A 20,542-nucleotide genomic window follows, 5' to 3' on the forward strand; every position below is an offset into this window, starting at 1 on the left:
CCGGTCAACGCAGATCATCCGGGAGCCGTCTTCCTTCCGGGTTGGTCAAACGAGCGAGGTGGCATCGTGCAGCAGAGTCATGGAACGGTCATCGGCAGGAACGACGATGTCCGCGAAGTAGCCGATGCCCTGTGCGCCACGGGTGACGCGGCACGTGTCCTGCTCATCACCGCCGAGGCCGGGATGGGCAAGACCGCCGTGGTGGAGCAGGCGAGACGTGCGGCGATCCAGGACGGCGCCGTGGTTCTGCGGCTCGGCTGGAAGGACGAGGACGCCGATGACACGCCCGACGAGATCGTCATCGACTCCGGCTGCGGCCTGTTCGTCGAGGACCCCGGCGGCTGCCTGCCGCCTCTCACCACGGCCCGCCGGGTACGGCTGCGCGCCGCCGCGCGGGAAGGACAGGTGACCGGGCTGTCCGCCTTCTCCGAGGCACTGACCGAGACGTCCCGCCAGACCCCGTTCGCGCTGATCGTCGACGGCGTCGAGCGCATGCCGCGAAGCAGCGTCGAAGCACTGGTGCTGCTGTTGCGGGTCTGCCGCCCGCGCGGCGTACCCGTGGTGCTGGCCGGCCGGCCGCAGCCCGCGGCGGACCCCGGCCGCGCCCGGCTGACGGCCGCGGCCGACCGGATTCTCCGACTGCCGCCACTGCACGCGGCCGACGTCGCCACGCTCGTCCGCGTCAACATCGCCAGGCGGTTCGGCCGCCCGGCCGAACCCGCGCTCGCGGACGCCGTCTCACGGGCGCTGGGCACACTGACGGGCAACCCGCGGGCCGTGCTGTCGGTGCTCCACACACTGGACGAGCGGGACCTGCTGGAACTCGACGGCCAGCTGTGCCTCACGCTTGCCGAGAAGCATCTGCGGCTGACCGCGGGGCTGGCCGAACGCCTCGTGTTCGGTGAGCCCCACGCGCCTGCGGGCTTCGAGATCGTCCGCGCGGCGATCGTCGCCGCCCATGGACTGGACCACGCCGAAGTCCGCGTCGACGACGTGTCCCGGCTGACGCCGGCGGCCGACGCCCAGCACATCGAGCGCACACTGGACCGGCTGGTCGCGGACCGGATACTGGCCATCGACCAGCAGGGCCGCCTGTCCTTCGCCGTCCCGGCGCTCGCGGCCGCCTTACGGACCCTGCCCGGCCGCAGCGGCGTGCGGGACCTTCACGCGCGGCTCGTCACGCCGGTGGTGGACCGGCTCGGAGCCGAAGCCGCCGGCGGTGGCTACCCGGGGCTGGCCGACCACGTCGCAGCCGCCGGGCCGCACCTGGACGACGCCCTCGCCGTGCCGCTGCTGCTGGCCGCGGCCCGGGAGGACGCCAGGATCAACTGGCGAAGACCTGCCCGCGCCTACGCTGCGGCCCTTCGCCGGCTCGCGCCGCAGGACGGGCGCACACGCGGCGTGCTGACCGAGGCGAGCAGTCTGGGCCTGCGGTACGGCGACACCGGCGGGCTTCTGGCGCTCGGCGAGCCGCTGCTCGCCTGCCTGGACCTGCGGCACTCCGGCACCACCGAGGACACCACCGAGGACGCCGAGGACGCCGCCGAGGACGCCGCCGAGGACGTCACCGAGGACGTCACCGAGGACGCCACCGGGACACCGGCGGACCTCCAGGCCGTTGCCGGCGCCTGGGTGTGGGCGGCCGTTCACGAACACCGCTCCCCGTACGCCGACGACACCGACCCCCGCTACCGTGAGGCGCTGGAACGGCTTCCCACCGCGACCGGACTGGCAGCGCTCGGCGGCCTCTACGGCATCGGCCCGGTGACGCTCCGCCCGGCACTCACCGCGAACCCCGCCCCGGACACCGGGCCCCGACCCGGCTCCGCGCCGTTGCCCTCGCCCGCCGAACTGCACCTGATGACCGCCGCGGTGGGCAGCGACACCGAGCTGCGCCGGGCACTCCAGGGCCTGCCCCCCGGCACGATCGACGAGGGGGCCCTGGACTCGCTGCGCAACGCCGCCGCCTACGCGGACCTGGCCGGCGCTCTCACCGCCGTCCTCGGCGACCGGTACACCGCGGCACCCGAAAGCGTCGCCGCCCAGTACCGGGGCATGATGCGCGACTACCTGGCGGGGGACTGGGACGCCGCGCTGGTCGGCGCCCGCCGCATCGAGGTGCGCAGCCGGACCCACGGCGCGGCGGGCGTCCCCCACCTGGCGCGGGCGCTGGCCGCGGAAATCCACTGCACGCGCGGGGACTTCGCACGTGCCCAGGCGTGGCTCGCCCTGATACCCGACACCCTCACCCATCCGCTGGCGGCGCGGGCACGGCTGGCCGTCCGGTACTGGTCGGGAGAGAAGGAGGCGCTGGAAGGGGCCTGGCACGACGTGCGGCAGGCACGAAAGAGCGGCCTGCTCGCCGGTGTCGAGCGTGTGCTGCTGCGCATCCTGTCGCTCGCCGCCCTCGCGGACATGACGCAGACGGTCCAGCGGGCCCTGGAGGAACTGGAAACCCTGCACGAGGAGGCGGCCTCCCCCATGACCCGCGAGGTCCTCCTCATCGCACGCGGCGTCGCACACCACGACGTGGACGGCGCACTGACCGCCGACCGCATGCTCACGAGCCGAGGCGACGTCTACCTGAGCGTCATCTCCAGCCTCTGCCTCGCGTACCTCACCGACGACCCCCGCGCATGGCTGACCGAGGCCATGCGCAAGGCCCACAACCTCGCCCTCGGCCGGCCCTTCCGCACCATCGTGAACCGGATCGCACAGCTGCGCGACATCCCGGTACCGAGACTCCGCCAACCCGACGACAAGCTGACCGAACTCGACATCAGGCTGGCACGCATGGTCAGCGACGGCGCGACCAACCGGCAGATCGCCGCAGAACTCGCCTGCAGCCCCAAGACCGTGGAGCAGCGCCTGACACGACTGTTCCAGCGCACCGGCTGCCGCTCCCGGACAGAGCTCACCGCGGCCTGGCTGAACGGAACCCTCACCCGGCCCACCCCGGGGTGAGTGCACCCGCGCGCAGGGGTCAACAGCTCCCGCCTTTTGTCTAAGGAATTTCACAGAACGCGCCCGCAGGGCCCTTTCGGCGCGCAATCGGGTCGACGGCGAAGCTAGCATCGAGATCGAGCCAGCCGGTGTAGCGGCCGACGACCTCAACGCGTGGATCGTGAATCGATGGAGGAGTCGTGGCCGACGCCCTGCACCCCCCTGTGTCACTGCCTACCCAGCGGAGCTGCCCCTTCGATCCTCCGGATGGCTACAGCCCGCTGCGCGAGCGGGAGCGGATAACACGCATGAGTTATCCGGGCGGCACGCCCGGGTGGCTCGTCACCCGCTATGCCGAAGCGAAGGAACTGCTCGTCCACAAGAGCTTCAGCGCGCGCCAGGAAGGGATCATCTCTCCCGTCCCCACGGAGTTGGCGTACGACGGACCGGCCGCTCCGGGCGCTTTCGCGAAGACGGACGACCCGGTCCACAGCAAGTATCGCAAGCTCATCACCGGCTTTTTCACGGTCCGGCGCACGCGTCAACTCGCCCCCATGATCGAGCGAATCGTCCACGAGCAACTCGACGACCTGGAAAAGGCCGGGCCGGGCGCCGACCTGGTGGAGGTCTTCACCGAGTCCGTTCCCTCGCGGGTCATGTGCGAGATGATCGGCGTCCCCGAATCGGAGCGGAAGAGCCTCCAGCGTCATGTGGAGACCACCGGCCGGCTCTCCGCCACCGTTCCCGAGGCGCTCGCCGCCGTGTCCGCGATGAGCGGGTTCCTGGCCCGCTTCGTCCCCGCCCGGATGGACGACCCCCGGGACGACGTCCTCGGGGACCTCATCCGCGGCGGGCAGCTCACCGAGCAAGAACTCATGGGCATGACCGCCACGTTGATCACCGGGGCCTTCGACACCACGGGCAACATGCTCGCCATGGGCGTCTACGCCCTGCTCGAGCACCCCGGTGAACTGGCCAAGCTCAAGGAGGACCCGGAGCTCATGGGGGCTGCCGTCGAGGAACTCCTCCGCTTCCTCACCATCTCCCACCTCGGGGCCAGCCGGTGGGCGCTCGAAGACGTCGAGTTCGCCGGCCGGACCGTCAGGAAGGGCGAGGTGGTCACTGTCGCCCTCCCCGCCGTCAACCGCGACCCCGAGCGCTACGAGAACCCCGATCAGCTGGACATCGGCCGTACCGACCACGGGCACCTGGGGCTCGGCCACGGCGTCCACCAGTGTCTCGGCCAGCATCTGGCCCGCACGATCCTGCGCGTCGGCTACGAGGCCCTGTTCGACAGGTTCCCCACGCTGCGACTGGCCGTACCGGCCGACGAGATCCCGATGCGGGACGACTTCGTGCACTACGGCCCCGGATCGCTTCCCGTCACCTGGGAGGACTGATCGAGACGCGCCAGCGGTGAACGCGACGGGCGGTGGGAGGTTCTCCCGCCGTCCGTCACCGTCATGCAAGAGGGCCCATGAGACGTAGACATGCCGGCCCATCCCGAACAACCAGGCAGGACTGAGAACCGATGAGGATCACCGCCAACCGTGAGGTGTGCTGTTCGGCGGGCCAGTGCACGCTGATCGCGCCCGACCTGTTCGACCAGAGCGACGAGGACGGCTCCGTCGTTCTGCTCGACGCGCAGCCCGGCGCCGGACGGCTGGACGTTCTGCGCGAGATCGTGTCCCGTTGCCCGAGCGGTGCGATCCGCCTCGAAGAAGACCCTGGCGCGTGAAAGCAGTACGCGAGATCTCGGGGCGCGAATACCGGCGGAGAATGCCGCCGTGGCAAGGATCACACGGATGGTGAAGCGCCGCTGAAACCGAATCCCCGGGAAACACGTCCGGGGTGCTCGCCATGCCTGACCAGATTTCTAGGGTTTCCCTTACGGAACCAGAGCTAACGTGGCCGGTGTCCGTCTGGCAATGCGTGTGTTGATGACTTTCAGGGCCGTTGCGCTCTTCCAGCGAACGACGCGTTAAGTGTGGAGTTTCTCATGCCTGCTACACCCAACCAGAACAAGGCCGTTGAAGCGCTGCGTAAGTCGTTCAAGGAAATCGAGCGGCTCCGGCGTCAGAACCGCCAGATGATCAGTTCGGCCACCGAGCCCATCGCCATTATCGGTATGGCCTGCCGATTTCCGGGTGGAGTGAATTCCCCCGAGGAGCTGTGGCGCCTGGTCGCCGACGGAACGGACGCCATCTCACCCTTCCCGACGAACCGCGGCTGGGACGTGGAGGGGATCTACAATCCGGACCCGGAGCATCCGGGCACCAGTTACGTTCGCGAAGGCGGCTTCCTCCACGACGCGGACCGCTTCGACTCCGCGTTCTTCGGCATCGCGCCCCGCGAGGCCCTCGCCATGGACCCGCAGCAGCGACTGCTGCTGGAGACCTCGTGGGAGGTGCTCGAACGGGCGGGCATCGACCCCGTCTCATTGCGCGGCAGCCAGACAGGCGTGTTCATCGGCGCCATGCACACCACTTACGCCTCCGAGGCCGCACGGATTCCGGACGAGATCGAGCCGTACCTCCACAACGGTGCCACCACCAGCATCGCCTCGGGCCGTCTCTCCTACACCTTCGGTTTCGAAGGCCCGGCGCTGACCATGGACACCGCCTGCTCATCCGCGTTGGTCGCCCTGCACCTGGCCGCGCAGTCGCTGCGTCAGGGCGAGTGCTCCATGGCGCTGGTCGGCGGCGCGACGGTCATGGTGAGCCCCAAGGGCTTCGCCACCTTCAGCCGCCAGCGCGGACTGGCCGCCGACGGCCGGTGCAAGGCGTTCGCCGACGCTGCCGACGGCACCGCGTGGTCCGAGGGTGTCGGTGTGCTGCTGGTGGAGCGGCTGTCCGACGCGCGCCGCAACGGGCACCGGATCCTGGCGGTGGTGCGCGGCTCCGCGGTGAACCAGGACGGCGCGAGCAACGGCCTGACCGCCCCCAACGGCCCCTCGCAGCGCAGGGTGATCCGGCAGGCCCTGGAGAACTGCGAGCTGGCCCCCGGCCAGATCGACGCGGTCGAGGCGCACGGTACGGGCACGACGCTGGGCGACCCGATCGAGGCGCAGGCGCTGCTCGCGACGTACGGGCAGGAGCGGCCGGAGGGACGGCCGCTGTGGCTGGGCTCGCTGAAGTCGAACCTCGGCCACGCGCAGGCGGCGGCGGGTGTTGCCGGTGTCATCAAGATGGTGATGGCCATGCGGAACGGCGTCCTGCCGAAGACACTGCATGTCGACGCTCCGTCGAGCCACGTGGACTGGTCCGAGGGCGAGATCGAGCTGCTGACCGAGTCCAGGCCGTGGCCGGAGACGGGAGAGCCGCGCAGGGCCGGAGTGTCCTCGTTCGGCGTGAGCGGGACGAACGCGCACGTGATCCTGGAGCAGGCGCCGGCGGTTGAGCCGGCCGAGGCCGGGGAGCCCGCCGACGGCGGCGTCGCGGGTCCGGTGGCCTGGGTGGTGTCGGGCAAGAGCGATACCGCGCTGCTGGCGCAGGCGGGCCGCCTGCGGGAGTTCGTGGCGGAGCGCCCGGAGCTGGGCGCCGCCGATGTGGCGCTCTCCCTGGCGACGACCAGGTCCGCGTTCGAGCAGCGGGCCGTGGTGACCGGGACCAGTCGTGAGGAGCTCCTGGAGCGCCTGGATGCGGTGGTCGACGGGACGAAGCTCCCCGGTGTGATCTGGGGGAAGGACGCCGAAGCACCGGGCCGTTCGGTGTTCGTGTTCCCGGGTCAGGGGGCGCAGTGGCTCGGTATGGGTGTGGGGTTGCTGGAGTCTTCGCCGGTGTTCGCGGAGTCGGTGGGTGAGTGTGAGTCGGCTCTGTCGGTGTATGTGGACTGGTCGTTGACGGATGTGTTGCGGGGTGTGGAGGGTGCTCCGGGGTTTGACCGGGTGGATGTGGTGCAGCCGGTGCTGTTCGCGGTGATGGTGTCGTTGGCGCGGTTGTGGCGTTCGGTGGGTGTGGAGCCGGATGCGGTGATGGGTCACAGTCAGGGTGAGATCGCTGCGGCGTGTGTGGCGGGTGCGCTGTCGCTGGAGGACGCGGCGAGGGTGGTGGCCTTGCGGTCGCAGGCGATCGCGGCGGGCCTTGCGGGTCGTGGCGGCATGGTGTCGGTGGGCCTGCCGGTGGATGTGGCCAGGGAGCGTATCGCCGCGTGGGGCGGGGCGATCTCGGTGGCGGCGGTGAATGGTCCGGGTTCGGTTGTGGTGTCGGGTGATGCGGGTGCGCTGGATGAGCTGGTGGTGCTGCTGGAGGGTGAGGGGGTGCGGGTTCGCCGGGTTCCGGTGGACTATGCCTCGCACTCGGTGCATGTGGAGGAGATCCGCGGCGAGTTGCTGAAGGTCCTGGCGGGCATCGCGCCGCGCCCGTCGCAGGTGCCGTTCTACTCCACCGTGTCGGGTGAGCTGGTGGACACGGCGGGTCTGGACGCCGAGTACTGGTACACGAATCTGCGGCAGACGGTCGAGCTGGAGGCCACGACCCGCCTCCTGCTCGATGAGGGCCACACCGTGTTCATAGAGGTGAGCCCGCATCCGGTACTGACCCTGCCGGTGCAGCAGACCGTGGAGGCCGCCGACGCCCAGGCGGTGGTCGTCGGCACGCTGCGGCGGGACGAGGGCGGACCCGAGCGGTTCCTCACCTCCGCAGCCGAGCTTCATGTCAGCGGGGCAAGCGTCGACTGGCCGAAGGTCTTCGCCGGACACGGCGCCCGCCGCAGCGAATTGCCGACCTACGCCTTCCAGCGGGAGCGCTTCTGGCTCGACGCGTCCGCGGGTGTGGGCGACGTGGGTTCGGTGGGGTTGGGCTCGCTGGGACACCCGTTGTTGGGTGCTGTGGTGTCGTTGGCCAGCGGCGGCGGAGTGCTGCTGAGCGGGCGGCTGTCATTGGCCACCCACGAGTGGCTGGCGGATCACGCCGTGCACGGGGTGATGCTGCTGCCCGGGACGGCGTTCGTGGAGCTGGTGGTACGGGCCGGCGACCAGGTCGGCTGCGGCCGGGTCGCGGAACTGATCCTGGAAGCGCCGCTCATCGTGCCCGAGAAGGGCGGGGTGCACCTTCAGGTCGAGGTGGGCGAGGCGGACGCTTCGGGCCACCGCGAGGTGAGCGTGTTCTCGCGGGACGAAGCGGAGGGCGAGGGTGCCGCCTGGACGCGGCACGCCCACGGTCTGCTGGGTTCGGCCGCGCCCGGCTCCGAGGCCCGGTTCGACTTCGGTGTATGGCCGCCGACAGGGGCCGAGCCGGTCGACGTGTCGGGTGAGTATGCGCGGGCGGCGGAGAACGGACTGGAGTACGGGCCGGTTTTCCAAGGGCTGAAGCGTGCGTGGCGGCGTGACGGCGAGGTGTTCGCGGAGGTCGAGCTCCCGGCGGGAGAGCGGGAGAGGGCAGGCCAGTTCGGTCTGCATCCGGCGCTGTTCGACGCGGCGCTGCACGCCATGGGTGTGAGCGGGGGCTTCGCGGGTGGCTCCGGCAGCCTGCTGCCGTTCTCCTGGCGCGGGTTCGCTCTGGAGGCGGTGGGCGCGACATCGCTGCGCGTACGACTGGCTCCGGCGGGCGCTGGATCGGACGCGGTGTCGGTGCTGGTGGGGGATGACTCGGGGCGCGAGGTGGCGTCGGTCGAGTCGTTGGTGTTGCGTCCGGTGGACGCGGATCGGCTGAACGCTGTGCGGGGGGCGGCGCGGGACGCGCTGTTCCGCGTGGAGTGGGTGGATGCGCCCGCGTTTGACGTGGCGGGCGAGGCGGCGCCGCGGACTGAGGTCATGCGGGTGGCCTCCGCTGGTGCGGATGTGGTCGGTGAGGTGCATGAGCGGGTCCTCGGGGTCCTGGAGCGGGTGCGGGCGTGGGTGGCGGACGAGGATCTCGCGGGTGAGCCGCTGGTGGTGGTGACCCAGGGCGCTGTCGACGCGGGCGACGGTGTGGTGGATCTGGCGGGGGCTGCGGTGTGGGGTCTGGTGCGGTCCGCGCAGGCGGAGAGTCCCGGGCGTCTGGTGTTGGTGGACACCGATGACGTGGAGGGGGTCGAGGGTGTCCTTCCCGGGGTGTTGGGGCTGGGGGAGGAGCAGGTGGTGGTGCGGTCGGGTGTGGTGCGGGTGCCGCGTCTGGGCCGGTCGGTTGTTTTGGGTGATGCTCCGGAGTCGGGGGTGTTCGGTTCGGGTGCGGTGCTGGTGACGGGTGGTACGGGGGTGCTGGGGGGTTTGGTGGCCCGGCATCTGGTGGTCCGGTATGGGGTCAGGAAGCTGGTGCTGCTGTCCCGGCGTGGTGTGGAGGCCGGGGGCGCGGCGGAGTTGCGGGCGGGGTTGGAGGCCGTGGGCGCCGAGGTGGTGTTCGTGGCCTGTGATGCTGCGGATCGTGGGGCTCTGTCCGGGGTGTTGTCGGGGTTGCCGGAGGGCTTCGGTCTGAGTGGTGTGGTGCATGCGGCGGGTGTGTTGGACGACGGGCTGCTGTCGTCGTTGACCCGTGAGCGGGTCGAGCCGGTGCTGCGGGCGAAGGTGGACGCGGCGTGGAATCTGCACGAGTTGACCGAGGGGATGGGTCTGTCGGCGTTCGTGCTGTTCTCTTCGGCTGCCGGGGTGCTGGGTGGTGCCGGGCAGGGCAGTTACGCGGCGGCGAACGTGTTCCTGGACGGTCTGGCGTCGTGGCGGCGGGCCCGGGGGCTGCCGGGTGTGTCGATGGCGTGGGGTCTGTGGGCCGAGGCCAGCGGCATGACCGGACACCTCGGCGAGGAAGACGTCCGGAGAATATCCCGTTCGGGCCTGCTGCCCCTGACCACGGACGAGGGGCTTGAGCTGTTCGACGCCGCGCTGCTGTCGGACGCGGTGGTCCCCGTTCTCTTCCGGCTGGACCTCTCCGCGCTGCGCGCGCAGGGCGCCGAACTCCCCGCCCTCTTCCGCAACGTCGTACCGGGGATGACGGTCCGGCGCGTCGCGGGCGCCGCAGACGCGGGCGTGGACGACACCGCCGCCCGCCTGCGGCGGCGACTGGCCGGCATGTCCGAGGAGGACCAGGAGCAGTTCCTGCTCGAAGAGCTGATCCGCGTCCAGGTCGCAGCCGCCCTGGGACACGCGAAGTCGGACACCGTCGAGGTCGGGCGGCCCTTCAAGGAACTGGGCTTCGACTCGCTCACCGCCGTCGAACTGCGCAACCGTCTGAGCGCGGAAACGGGTCTGCGCCTCCCGGCCACGCTCGTCTTCGACTACCCGAACCCGACCGTACTGGCCGGCTATCTGCGCGCGAAGATCCTCGGGGCCCGGAGCACGGCCACCGCGGCACCGGCGGCGGCCGGGTCCTCCGACGCCCCGTCACGCACGAACGACGACCCGATCGCCATCGTCGGCATGAGCTGCCGCTTCCCCGGTGGCGTGCGGACGCCCGAAGAGCTGTGGCAGCTGGTGATGGAGGGCACCGACGCCACGTCGTCGCTCCCCTCCAACCGCGGCTGGGACCTTGAGTCGACCTACGACCCCGACCCTTCGCGCGAGGGCACCTACTACGCCCGCAACGGTGGCTTCCTCTACGAGGCGGACCGGTTCGACCCGGCGTTCTTCGGCATCTCACCGCGTGAGGCGCTCTCGATGGACCCGCAGCAGAGGCTGCTGCTGGAGACGTCGTGGGAGGCGTTCGAGCGGGCCGGCATCGCCCCCGAGACGGCGAAGGGAAGCCGGACCGGCGTCTTCGTCGGTGTGGTGTACAACGACTACGGCACCCGGCTGCAAGGGCACGCTCCGGAAGGCTTCGAGGGCTACCTCGGCACCGGCAGCGCGGGCAGCGTGGCGTCCGGCCGGATCTCCTACACCCTGGGTCTGGAAGGTCCCGCCGTGACGGTCGACACGGCGTGTTCGTCGTCGCTGGTGGCGCTGCACCTGGCGGTCCAGGCGCTGCGCCAGGGCGAGTGCGACATGGCGCTGGCCGGCGGCGCGACGGTGATGTCCACACAGGCCGGGCTGATCGACTTCAGCCGTCAGCGCGCGCTGTCCGCGGACGGCAGGTGCAAGGCGTTCAGCAACGGCGCCGACGGATTCGGATTCGCCGAGGGAGTCGGGCTCCTGCTCGTGGAGCGGCTGTCGGACGCCCGGCGCAACGGCCACGAGGTGCTGGCCCTCGTCCGGGGCTCGGCCATCAACCAGGACGGCGCGTCCAACGGCCTGACCGCCCCCAACGGACCGTCGCAGCAGCGGGTGATCCGCGCGGCGCTCCAGACCGCCCGCCTGGCGGGCGCCGACGTGGACGCGGTGGAGGCACACGGCACGGGTACGTCGCTGGGCGATCCGATCGAGGCGCAGGCCCTGCTGGCCACCTACGGCCAGGAACGGCCGGAGGACCAGCCGCTGTGGCTGGGCTCCATCAAGTCCAACATCGGCCATTCGCAGGCGGCGGCGGGTGTGGCCGGTGTCATCAAGATGGTGATGGCGATGCGGCACGGTGTGCTGCCGAAGACGCTGCACATCGACGAACCGTCGCAGCACGTGGACTGGACGGCGGGCGACATCGAGCTGCTTACCGAGGCCACGGCCTGGCCGGAGACCGGGCGTCCCCGGCGTGCGGGTGTGTCGTCCTTCGGCGTGAGCGGCACGAACGCGCACGCGGTTCTGGAGGAGGCTCCCGCTGTCGAGGTGGTCGGGGAGGCCGCTGTCGAGGTGGTGGGTGGTCCGGTGGCGTGGGTGGTGTCGGGTCGTAGTGCGGCTGGTTTGCGGGCGCAGGCGGGCCGGTTGCGGGAGTTCGTGGTGGGGCGGCCGGAGCTGGGTGTTGCCGATGTGGCGTTTTCGCTGGCGGCGTCGAGGTCGGTGTTCGAGCACCGTGGGGTGGTGACGGGGGCCGGTCGTGAGGAGTTGGTGGAGCGGCTGGGTGTGCTGGCCGGGGGTGAGGTGGCCTCGGGTGTGACCTGTGGTGCGGCGGATGTGCGGGGGCGTTCGGTGTTCGTGTTCCCGGGTCAGGGGGCGCAGTGGCTCGGTATGGGTGTGGGGTTGCTGGAGTCTTCGCCGGTGTTCGCGGAGTCGGTGGGTGAGTGTGAGTCGGCTCTGTCGGTGTATGTGGACTGGTCGTTGACGGATGTGCTGCGGGGTGTGGAGGGTGCTCCGGGTTTTGACCGGGTGGATGTGGTGCAGCCGGTGCTGTTCGCGGTGATGGTGTCGCTGGCGCGGTTGTGGCGTTCGGTGGGTGTCGAGCCGGATGCGGTGATGGGTCACAGTCAGGGGGAGATCGCTGCGGCGTGTGTGGCGGGTGCGCTGTCGTTGGAGGACGCGGCGAGGGTGGTGGCCTTGCGGTCGCAGGCGATCGCGGCGGGCCTTGCGGGTCGTGGCGGCATGGTGTCGGTCGGCTTGCCGGTGGATGTGGCCAGGGAGCGTATCGCCGCGTGGGGCGGGGCGATCTCGGTGGCGGCGGTGAATGGGCCGGGTTCGGTTGTGGTGTCGGGTGATGCGGGTGCGCTGGATGAGCTGGTGGTGCTGCTGGAGGGTGAGGGGGTGCGGGTTCGCCGGGTTCCGGTGGACTATGCCTCGCATTCGGCGCATGTGGAGGAGATCCGCGGCGAGTTGCTGAAGGTCCTGGCGGACATCGCACCGCGCCCGTCGCAGGTGCCGTTCTACTCCACCGTGACCGGTGAGCTGGTGGACACGGCGGGTCTGGACGCCGAGTACTGGTACACGAATCTGCGGCAGACCGTCGAGCTGGAGGCCACGACCCGTGCTCTGCTCGGCAGTGGTCATTCCACCTTCGTCGAGGTGAGTCCGCATCCGGTGCTCACGCTTCCGGTGCAGCAGACCGTGGAGGCCGCCGACGCGCAGGCGGTGGTCGTGGGCACGCTGCGGCGCGACGAGGGCGGTCTGGAGCGGTTCCTCACCTCCGCCGCCGAGCTTCATGTCCATGGGGCCGACGTCGACTGGCGGAAGGTGTTCGCCGGACACGGCGCCCGCCGGACCGACCTGCCGACCTACGCCTTCCAGCGGCAGCGGTACTGGCTGGACGCCCTCTCCGCCGCCGAGGCGGCGGCCGGGGGCGACGGCTTGAGCACGGACGCCGTGGACGCGCGCTTCTGGGAGGCCGTCGAGCGCGAGGACCTGGAGGCGCTCGCGAGGACGTTGGAGGTGGCGGACGAGGAGCAGCAGTCGTCGCTGACGGCCTTGCTCCCGGCCCTCTCGTCCTGGCGCCGTCAGCGGCGCGAGCAGAACACGGTGGACGGCTGGCGTTACCAGGCGGTCTGGAAGCCCCTGGCGTCCGCGTCCGAGGCGGCCCTCTCGGGCACCTGGCTCGTGGCCGTTCCGGAAGCCTGCGACGGCGATGCTCTGGTCGCCGCCGTGCTGGACGGGCTGGCCGGGCACAGTGCGCAGGTGATCCGCATGGTCGTCGGGGCGACGGACGGCCGCGAGGCGATCACCGAGCGGCTGCGTGCGGCGCTGGAGGGCGAGGCGCTGGAGCCGTCGGAGGTGGCGGGTGTGTTCTCGCTGCTGGGGCTGGACGAGGCGGCGCATGAGTCCTTCGCGGTCGTCCCGGCCGGGCTGGCGGCGACCGTGGGCCTGGTCCAGGGACTGGGCGACGCGGGCGTGGTGGCTCCGCTGTGGTGCGGCACCCGAGGCGCGGTGTCCGTGGGGCGCTCGGACCGGCTGGTGAGCCCGGTGCAGGCCATGGTGTGGGGCCTGGGGCGGATCGTGGGGGCGGAGTACCCCCAGCGCTGGGGCGGTGTCGTGGACCTGCCCGGGACGCTGGACGAGCGCGCGGTGGCGCGGCTGGTCGGAATGCTCGCCCGTGGGGAGACCGAGGACCAGGTCGCGGTGCGTGGTTCGGGTGTGTTCGCCAAGAGGTTGGTGCGGGCCGGTACTTCTGAGGCCGGGAAGCCCGGTGGCTGGCGTGCGAGTGGTTCGGTGCTGGTGACCGGTGGCACGGGTGCGCTGGGTGGTCATGTCGCGCGGTGGCTGGCGCGTACGGGTGCCGAGCACCTGGTGCTGACCAGCCGCCGGGGTATGGAGGCCGAGGGCGCCGCGGAGTTGAAGGCGGAACTGGAAGGACTCGGCGCCCGGGTGACGGTGGCGGCGTGCGACGCGGCCGACCGCGAGGCGCTGGCCGCGGTGCTGCACGGCGTTCCGGGGGAGTTGCCGCTGACTGCCGTGGTGCATACGGCGGGCGTGCTCGACGACGGCGTATTGGACGCGCTGACGGTGTCGCGGGCGGCCGGGGTGCTGCGTCCCAAGGTGGACGCGGCGCGCAATCTGCACGAGCTGACCGCAGGGACGGATCTGTCGGCGTTCGTGCTGTTCTCCTCGGCGGCCGGGACGCTGGGCGGTCCGGGTCAGGGCAGCTACGCGGCGGGTAACGCGTACCTCGACGCGCTGGCGTTGCAGCGGCGGGCGGACGGCCTTCCGGCCACGTCCGTCGCCTGGGGCGCCTGGGCCGGAGACGGCCTGGTCACGCGCGAGGTCGGTGAGCAGATGACCCGATCCGGGATGCCGGGCATGTCCCCCGAGCTGGCGATCTCGGCGCTGCAGCAGGCGTTGGATCTCGACGAGACGTTCCTCGCGGTCGCGGACATCGACTGGACGCGCTTCGCAGCGGACTCCGTCGGCACTCCCCTCCTCCGCGAGCTGCGGAGAGCGGGGAGCGCCGGCGGGGAGAAGCAGTCCACGGCCGGCAGCGCCGGTCCCGGACGGGCGGAACTGCACGACCGGCTGGCAGGCATGCCCCGGGAGAAGCGCGAAGCGGCGCTGCGGGACCTGGTACGCGCCCAGGCCGCCGATGTCCTCGCGCACGACGGCGCGGACGCGGTCGCTTCCGACCGCGCCTTCCGCGACCTCGGCTTCGACTCGCTGACCGCCGTCGAGCTGCGCAACCGCATCGGTGCGGCGACCGGGCTGCGCCTGCCGGTCAGCCTGGTCTTCGACCACCCCACGCCCACGGTGCTGGCGCGGTTCCTGCACGGCGAGATGTTCGGCACCGAGGAAGGCGCGGTCGCCCCGACCACGCCCGCTCGCTCGGACTCGTTCGACGAGCCCATCGCGATCGTGGCGATGAGCTGCCGGTTCCCGGGCGGTGTGCGGACTCCCGAGCAGCTGTGGGACGTGGTGAACGCCGGGGTCGACACGATCTCCGGCTTCCCCGACGACCGTGGCTGGGACCTTGAGGGGCTCTACGACCCGGACCCCGACAAGCCGGGCAAGACCTACGCCCGCACCGGCGGATTCCTGGACGACGTCTCCGACTTCGACCCGGACTTCTTCGGCATCTCGCGGCGTGAGGCCCTGGCCATGGACCCGCAGCAGCGGCTGCTGCTCGAGACGTCCTGGGAGGCGATCGAGCGCGCCGGCATCGACCCGGCGGCGCTGCGCGGAAGCCAGGCGGGCGTCTTCATCGGCTCGAACTACCAGGACTACGGTGGGCGGGCCGTCAGCGCGCCGGACGGTGTGCAGGGCTACCTCGGACTCGGCAGCGCGTCGAGCGTCGCCTCCGGCCGCCTCTCCTACACCTTCGGGTTCGAGGGCCCGGCCGTGACGGTGGACACCGCCTGCTCGTCGTCGCTGGTCGCGCTGCACCTGGCCTGCCAGTCGCTGCGCCAGGGCGAGTGCGACATGGCGCTGGCCGGCGGTGTGACGATCATGGCTACGCCGGGCACGTTCGTCGAGTTCAGCGCCCAGCGCGTGCTGTCGCCGGACGGCCGGTGCAAGGCGTTCTCCGCCGGGGCCGACGGCACGGGCTGGTCCGAGGGCGTGGGCCTGCTGCTGGTGGAGCGGCTGTCGGACGCCCGGCGCAAGGGCCACCAGGTGCTGGCCGTCGTCCGGGGTTCGGCGATCAACCAGGACGGCGCGTCCAACGGTCTGACGGCGCCCAACGGGCCGTCGCAGCAGCGGGTGATCGGCAAGGCCCTCGAGAACGCGGGCCTGTCGGCCGCCGAGGTGGACGCGGTGGAGGCGCACGGCACGGGTACGTCGCTGGGCGACCCGATCGAGGCGCAGGCACTGCTGGCCACCTACGGCCAGGGCCGCGCGCAGGACCGGCCGCTGTGGCTGGGCTCCGTCAAGTCGAACATCGGGCACACGCAGGCGGCGGCGGGCGTGGCAGGGGTCATCAAGATGGTGATGGCCATGCGGGAGGGCGTGCTGCCGAAGACCCTCCACGCGGACGAGCCCTCGCCGCACATCGACTGGACCGGCGGCGCCGTGTCCCTGTTGCACGAGCCGACCCCGTGGCCGCAGACGGACCGTCCGCGCCGGGCGGCCGTGTCGTCCTTCGGGATCAGCGGCACCAACGCCCACACGATCATCGAGGCGGCCGACGCCGTCGAGCCGCCGTCGCCGGAAACGGGCGGCGGGTCGACCGGCCCGGCGGCTGGCGTCGCCGTGGTTCCCTGGCTGCTCTCCGGCGGCAGCCCCGATGCGCTGAGCGCCCAGGCCGGGCGACTGCGCGAGTTCGCCAGTGTGCGTACCGCGCGCGCCGTTGGCGTCGCCGACATCGGCTATTCGCTGGCGACGACACGTTCCGCTCTGCGCTGTCGCGCGGTCGTGGTCGCCGAGGAGCCCGCGCAGTTCCTGTCCGGACTCGACGCGCTGGCCGAGGGCAGGAACGCGGCCACGCTGATCCAGGGCGTGGCGCGGGCCGAGCACAAGTCGGCGTTCCTGTTCTCGGGTCAGGGTGCGCAGCGTCCGGGTATGGGGCGGGAGTTGTACGAGGCGTTCCCGGTGTTCGCCCAGGCGCTGGACGAGGTGTGCGCGCATCTGGACGTGCTGCTGGACCGTCCGCTGAAGGACGTGATGTTCGCGGCGGAAGGCAGTGCGGACGCCGAGCTGCTGGACCGGACGGCGTTCACGCAACCCGCCCTGTTCGCGGTCGAGGTGGCGTTGTTCCGGTTGCTGGAGCACTGGGGTGTCACCCCGGACGTGCTGATCGGCCATTCGGTGGGCGAGATCACCGCCGCCCACGTCGCCGGGGTGTTCTCGCTGGAGGACGCGTGCACGCTGATCGCCGCCCGCGGCCGGCTGATGCAGGCGCTGCCCGGGGGCGGCGCGATGGTCGCCGTACAGGCGTCCGAGGAGGAGATCTCCGGATCGCTCGCCGGCCGCGAGGCCGAGGTGAGCGTCGCCGCCGTCAACGGCCCGACGGCCGTGGTCATCGCGGGCGACGAGGCCGCCGTGCTGGAGATCGCCGGGCAGTGGGCGGAGCGGGGCCGCAAGACCCGCCGCCTGCGCGTCAGCCACGCCTTCCACTCGCCCCGTATGGACGCGATGTCGGACGACTTCCGCAAGGTCGTCGAGGGGCTGTCGTTCGCTCCGCCGACCCTCTCCCTGGTCTCCAACGTCACGGGCGGGCCGGCGGACGCGGACGAGGTGTGCTCGCCGGAGTACTGGGTGCGGCATGTGCGGGAGGCGGTGCGCTTCGCGGACGGGGTGCGCGCCCTGGAGAACCTGGGCGTGACGGCGTTCGTGGAGGTGGGCCCGGAAGGTGTGCTCACCGCGATGGCGCAGGACTGCCTGACGACCGGGGAGCCCGACGGCGGGCCCGCCCCCACGCTCGTACCCGTTCTGCGCAGGGACCGGCCCGAGATCCGCGCGCTGACCACGGCGCTGGCCGAACTCCACGTCCACGGCGTCACGGTGAGTTGGGAGGCGGTGTTCGCCGGGCGTGGCGCCCGGCGGGTGGAGCTGCCCACCTACGCCTTCCAACGGCAGCGCTACTGGCTCGAATCGGCACCGGCCGCCGGCGGAGACGTGACGTCGGCGGGGCTGGACTCGCCCGACCACCCGCTCCTCGGCGCCGCCGTCGCCCTGGCCGGCACCGACTCGTATCTGTTCACCGGCCGCCTGTCCGTCTCCTCCCAGCCGTGGCTGGCCGACCACGCCTTCGCGGACACCGTCCTCTTCCCCGGCACGGCCTTCGTGGAGCTGGCTCTGCGCGCGGCCGAGCAGGTGGGCTACGAGCGGCTGGACGAGCTGACGATCGAGACGCCGCTGGTCCTGCCCGCACGGGGCGCGGTCCAGACCCAGCTCACCGTGGGCGAGCCGGACGACTCCGGAGCGCGTTCGCTCAACCTGTACTCCAGGCCCGAGGACGCCCAGCCGGACGCCCCCTGGACCCGCCACACGACCGGGCTGCTCACCAGCGGTCCGTCCAGCACGGCACCGGAGTCCGTGGCCGCCGACTTCGCCGTGTGGCCGCCCGCGGAGGCGAAGCCGATCGACGTGGCGGACCTCTACGACCGGTTCCTCGACGTCGGCTTCGCCTACGGTCCGGCCTTCCAGGGGCTCCGCGCCGCGTGGCGCCGCGGCGACGAGATCTTCGCCGAGGTCGACCTGCCCGAGCCGCAGGAAGCGGAGGCCGCGCGGTACGGCCTCCACCCGGCGTTGCTCGACGCCTCGCTGCACACCGTCGCGTTCAAGCCCTCCGGCACCGACGGCAGCACCCTGCCGTTCTCGTGGAACGGCGTGACCCTCCACACCGGCGGCGCGTCCGCGCTGCGCGTACGGCTCGCGAGCGTCGGCGAGGACACCGTCTCCCTGTACGCCACCGACACCACCGGCGCGCTCGTCGCCTCGGTCGACTCCCTCGTGCTGCGGCCCGTGACCCCGGAGCAGGTCGACTCCGCCCGGCTGCACGAGTCGCTGTACCGGGTCGAGTGGGTGCCGACCGTCCCGGACACCTCCCGCACCGCGCACGACGTGGCGGCCGGGCGCTGGGCGCTCGTCGGACCCGACCAGGCCGAGGTGACCGGCGTCCTGGAAGCGTCCGCCGCCGCCGTGGACACCTATCCGGACCTTCCGGCCCTGGCCGAGGCCATCGCCGCGGGCGCCCCCGCACCCGACGCCGTCCTGGCCGCGAGCGTGTCCGGCAGCCGCCGGACACAGGACCTGGCCGAGGCGGTGCGCGAAGTCGGCCACCATGCCCTCGACCTGCTCAAGAGCTGGCTGGCCGACGACCGCCTCGGCGCCTCCCGCCTGGTGTTCCTCACCCGGGGAGCCGTCGCCGCGGGCGACGACGCCGATGTGGCCGACCCCGCCGGCGCGGCCGTCTGGGGCCTGGTCCGCGCGGCCCAGTCCGAGAACCCCGGCCGGTTCGTGCTGGCCGACCTGGACGGCGGGGAAGACTCGACGCGGCTGCTTCCGGTGGCGCTCACCGCCGACGAACCGCAGATCGCGATCCGCAACGGCACAGCGCTGGTCGGCAGGCTCGCCCGGGTGGCGGCGCCCGCCGGCGCGCCCGGACAGACCACGGTGACCGGCGGCGTCACCTGGGATCCGCGGGGCACCGTCCTGGTCACCGGGGCGGCCTCCGGCCTCGGAGGCAAGGTCGCCCGGCACCTCGTCGGCGAGCACGGCGTCCGCCACCTCGTGCTGGCCAGCCGCCGCGGCCTCGCCGCGCACGGCGCGGCCGAACTGCGGACCGAGCTGGCGGACCTCGGCGCCCACGCCGTGGTCGCCGCCTGCGACACCGCCGACCGCGCATCCCTGGCCGCGCTCCTGGCCTCCCTCCCGGACGCACACCCGCTCACCGCGGTCATTCACACCGCCGGAGTGCTGGACGACGGCGTCGTCGAAGCCCTCACCCCCGAACGGTTCGACCGCGTACTGCGGCCCAAGGTCGACGCGGTGCTCAACCTGCACGCCCTGACCGCCGGCCTCGATCTGTCCGCGTTCGTGCTCTTCTCCTCGCTCTCCGGAACGCTCGGCGGCACGGGCCAGGCCAACTACGCGGCCGCCAACGCCTTCCTGGACGCGTTCGCTCACCGCCGCAGGGCCGAGGGCCTGCCCGCCCAGTCACTCGCCTGGGGACTGTGGGAGGAGCGCAGCGGCATGACCGGCAAGCTGGACGAGACCCACATGCGCCGCCTCGCCCGTGAAGGCGTGACCCCCATGTCCACCGGGGAGGCCCTGGCCCTGTTCGACGCCGCTCGCGGCATCGACGCGGCCAACCTGGTCCCGGCACGGCTCGACGCCTCGGCGTGGCGAGCCCAGCGCGGACCGGTCCCGGCGCTGCTGCGGGGCATCATCCGGACCACGCCCCGGCGCGGCCCCGCGAAGACGTCCCCCAGCGACTCCGGCGCCGGCTCCGCCGAACTGCGCCGCCGTATCGGCTCGATGAAGCCCGCCGCACGGCAGCAGGCGCTCCTGGAGCTGGTGGCGGAGCACGCGGCCATGGCGCTCGGCCACGACAGCCCCCGCATGATCGCCCCCGACCGCGGATTCCTCGAACTCGGCTTCGACTCGCTGACCGCTGTCGCACTGCGCAACCAGCTGGGCGCGGTGACCGGCCTCCGGCTGCCCGCCACCCTGCTGTTCGACTACACCTCGGCCAGGGCGCTGGCCGGGTATCTGGCGGAGGAACTCGTCACGGGAGAGTCCCACGCATCGGTGGTGCTGCCGGTCCTGTCGGAGCTGGAGAAGCTGGAGAGCTCCTTCGCCGAGGTGGTGGCGGACGAAGCCGCACGGGCGCGCCTCACCTCACGCCTGGAACAGGTACTCGCGAAGCTGACCGCGGGGCAGCAGGGGCAGACGGCGAACGGTGAGGCCACCGCCCCCGAGAAGTTCGAGTCGGCGACCGACGACGAGATCTTCGACTTCCTCGACGACGAGCTCGGAACGTCGTGACCGGAACGCACCGCGTCCCCGGAAATTACCGGCCGAAGGCTTCAACCC

Annotated in this window: 4 protein-coding genes; all 4 read left to right on the forward strand. The window is 71.9% G+C overall.

Annotated features, from left to right (window positions below):
• Positions 1–66 precede the first annotated feature (66 nt).
• The 4 genes from SZN_RS02220 to SZN_RS02235 all read left to right on the forward strand — a co-directional run bounded on the left by SZN_RS02220 (position 67) and on the right by SZN_RS02235 (position 20,494).
• The gene (locus tag SZN_RS02220) at positions 67–2,964 is read left to right on the forward strand and encodes a helix-turn-helix transcriptional regulator (protein WP_007491070.1); all 2,898 of its coding nucleotides are present in this window, start codon (positions 67–69) and stop codon (positions 2,962–2,964) included.
• Positions 2,965–3,251: 287 nt separating this feature from the next.
• Positions 3,252–4,343, forward strand: coding sequence for a cytochrome P450 (locus SZN_RS02225; RefSeq protein WP_007491073.1), 1,092 nt, complete (start codon positions 3,252–3,254; stop codon positions 4,341–4,343).
• Positions 4,344–4,474: 131 nt separating this feature from the next.
• Positions 4,475–4,681, forward strand: a complete 207-nt coding sequence (locus SZN_RS02230; protein WP_007491075.1) for a ferredoxin — start codon at positions 4,475–4,477, stop codon at positions 4,679–4,681.
• Positions 4,682–4,942: 261 nt separating this feature from the next.
• Positions 4,943–20,494: a type I polyketide synthase gene (locus SZN_RS02235; protein ID WP_078508383.1), complete on the forward strand. Its 15,552-nt coding sequence runs from the start codon at positions 4,943–4,945 to the stop codon at positions 20,492–20,494.
• The last annotated feature ends 48 nt before the right edge of the window (positions 20,495–20,542 follow it).

Origin of the sequence: Streptomyces zinciresistens K42, from assembly GCF_000225525.1 — a bacterium.
Classification (GTDB): domain Bacteria; phylum Actinomycetota; class Actinomycetes; order Streptomycetales; family Streptomycetaceae; genus Streptomyces; species Streptomyces zinciresistens.